The 2,471-nt window shown below is 45.8% G+C and carries 2 protein-coding genes and 2 pseudogenes; 3 read left to right on the top strand and 1 reads right to left on the bottom strand.

Going from position 1 to position 2,471, the window contains the following annotated elements; translation table 11 throughout:
* From ACP45E_RS20040 to lolE, 3 genes and pseudogenes are all read left to right on the top strand, one after another.
* Positions 1-241: pseudogene (locus tag ACP45E_RS20040) on the top strand (FtsX-like permease family protein); the annotation flags it as partial.
* The gene (gene lolD / locus ACP45E_RS20035; RefSeq protein ID WP_017037023.1) at positions 234-938 is read left to right on the top strand and encodes a lipoprotein-releasing ABC transporter ATP-binding protein LolD; all 705 of its coding nucleotides are present in this window, start codon (positions 234-236) and stop codon (positions 936-938) included. The pseudogene ACP45E_RS20040 and the gene lolD, both read left to right, overlap by 8 nt.
* The gene (gene lolE / locus ACP45E_RS20030) at positions 938-2,182 is read left to right on the top strand and encodes a lipoprotein-releasing ABC transporter permease subunit LolE (RefSeq protein WP_017037024.1); all 1,245 of its coding nucleotides are present in this window, start codon (positions 938-940) and stop codon (positions 2,180-2,182) included. The genes lolD and lolE overlap by 1 nt, the downstream gene beginning before the upstream one ends.
* A 207-nt stretch (positions 2,183-2,389) precedes the next feature.
* Here lolE and ACP45E_RS20025 read toward each other — a convergent pair.
* A pseudogene (locus ACP45E_RS20025) lies at positions 2,390-2,471 on the bottom strand (DUF2062 domain-containing protein); the annotation flags it as partial.

The following is a 2,471-nucleotide window of genomic DNA, read 5'->3' as shown; positions in this document are numbered from 1 at the left end:
TGTAATTGGGACGCTGGCTGGTGGGGCGCTAGGGGTGCTGCTTGCGGTTAACCTTAATACGATTCTCGAAACGATGGGCGTTGCGCTATTTTCTGTGGGCGGACAGCTGCCCATATTGATCAACCCATCGCAAATATTCATTGTTGTTGTTTTAGCGGTTGTGCTGAGTTTATTGGCCACCTTGTTTCCTTCGTACCGCGCATCATCCGTCAAACCAGCCGAGGCTTTAAGATATGAGTAATCTTCTACAATGTCATAACGTTTGTAAAACCTATCATGACGGCTCTTTGGATACGCAGGTTCTTAAAGGGGTCAGTTTTGACCTTAAAAAAGGCGAGTTGGTCTCCATCATTGGGACATCAGGATCGGGGAAGAGCACCTTATTGCACATCCTTGGCGCATTGGATGATTGCACTGAAGGAAACGTGACGTTCCTAGAGCACAATCTGGCGTCACTGAGCTCAAACAAGCAGGCAAAGATCCGGAATCGTCATCTTGGTTTCGTTTATCAGTTCCACCATCTTCTTGCGGATTTTTCAGCTTTAGAAAACGTCGCTATGCCTTTGCTTATCGGTGGAATGAAGCGCAGTGAAGCGAATGCAGCAGCAAAGGCATTGCTTGATAAAGTCGGGTTGACACACCGCATTGGGCATCGTCCATCAGAGCTTTCCGGTGGAGAACGTCAACGAGTCGCGATTGCGCGTGCGTTAGTGAATAAACCGGACCTTGTTTTGGCTGATGAGCCAACAGGCAACCTTGACCACGCCACGGCATTGTCGATTTATGATCTGATGCGCCAGCTGAATCAAGAATCGGGTACCGCATTTTTGGTCGTGACACACGACAGTGAACTTGCTGCGAAGATGGACAGGCAGCTTAAAATGCAAGATGGGTTGTTGGTGCAAGACGGGTCTTTCATTCATGACGAGGCCGTGTAATGTTTTCTTCACTTTCGCTGTTTATTGGTGGCCGATTTAGTCGCGCGAAGCAACGTAATAAAATGGTGTCGTTCATTTCATTGTCATCAACGATTGGTATTGCCGTTGGGGTTGCAGTGATCATCATTGGCCTGTCAGCGATGAACGGGTTTGAACGAGAGCTTCGAGATAGAGTGCTGTCGGTTGTTTCTCATGGCGAGTTTGAAGGGGTACAAAAGCCCATTCAGGACTGGCCTAAAATGGTGAAACAAGCCAAAGACAATAACAACGTCTTGGCTGCTGCCCCTTTTATTAAATTGACGGCATTGGCTGAAAAAGGATCGCAGTTAAAAGCAGTGGAAATACGAGGCATTGAGCCGACATTGGAAGCTGAAGTGTCGAGTCTAATGGAATTTGTTGACGCGAAAGTGTGGGAATCCTTCCATCCAGGGGCTGGGCAGATCATTCTCGGTCAAGGTGTCGCTCAAGCGGTTGGCGTTGAGGTTGGCGACTCGTTAACTTTAATGCTACCTGTCATTAATGGAACGACAAAGGTACAAGCGCCAAAGCGCGTTAGGGTAAAGGTAGCGGGTCTCTTGACGCTTAATGGTCAGATAGACCATAACTTGGCGATAATCCCGCTTGAAGACGCCCAGCAATACGCCCAATTAGGTGACAAAGTCACTGGCGTATCGATTAAGGTAGATGAAGTCCTTAACGCGACCTTCATTGTGCGTAATGTAGGAAACCAGTTAGAAGAGTATGTGTATCTGCGCAGTTGGCAGCAAAAGTTTGGATTCTTATATCGCGATATTCAATTGGTTAGAACCATCATGTATTTAGTGATGGTACTCGTCATTGGCGTAGCAAGTTTTAATATTGTATCGACACTCATGATGGCGGTAAAAGATCGAGCAGCTGAAATAGCGATTCTACGTACTATGGGGGCTACTGATGGCCTAATTAAACGAATATTTGTTTGGCAAGGCGTTTTTTCCGGAGTGCTTGGCAGTGTTGCGGGTAGTGTAATTGGGGTCTTAATTGCGTTTAATCTGACGTCAATAATTAGCGGATTAGAGACGCTGTTAGATCATCAGTTCCTGTCCGGTGATATCTATTTTGTCGATTTTTTGCCTTCACAAGTTATGTTTAATGACGTGGTGTTGGTATCTATGACCGCCATTACGCTGAGTTTATTGGCAACGTGGTATCCCGCTTCGCGTGCGAGTAAGCTGAATCCAGCAAGTGTATTGAGTGCGAAATAGAACGCCTTTTGGCCTTGTCGACTCGTTTGATTACCTTGAGCTAATGGGTTGAAAATAAATCAAACAGCCAAAAACAGGTTGTAAATAGCAACACGAAAAAAGGACCCATGTGGTCCTTTTTCATTGTTAGTCTACTTCGTCATACACTGATGGCTAAATATGAATGCCAGTTTACGGAATGCGATTGTATCTTTGTGCTTAAAATCGCTAGCGTAATCGACGTTGTTGCCAACTTCTTACTACTGAATAACGCCATAAGCCTCGAATACCAAAATAGCCAATCATAGCG

Source organism: Vibrio genomosp. F10 str. 9ZD137, assembly GCF_049974785.1.
In the GTDB taxonomy this organism is placed as follows: Bacteria; Pseudomonadota; Gammaproteobacteria; order Enterobacterales; family Vibrionaceae; genus Vibrio.
Note: the sequence above shows the minus strand (reverse complement) of the source record. Positions and strands in the feature narration are given on the sequence as shown.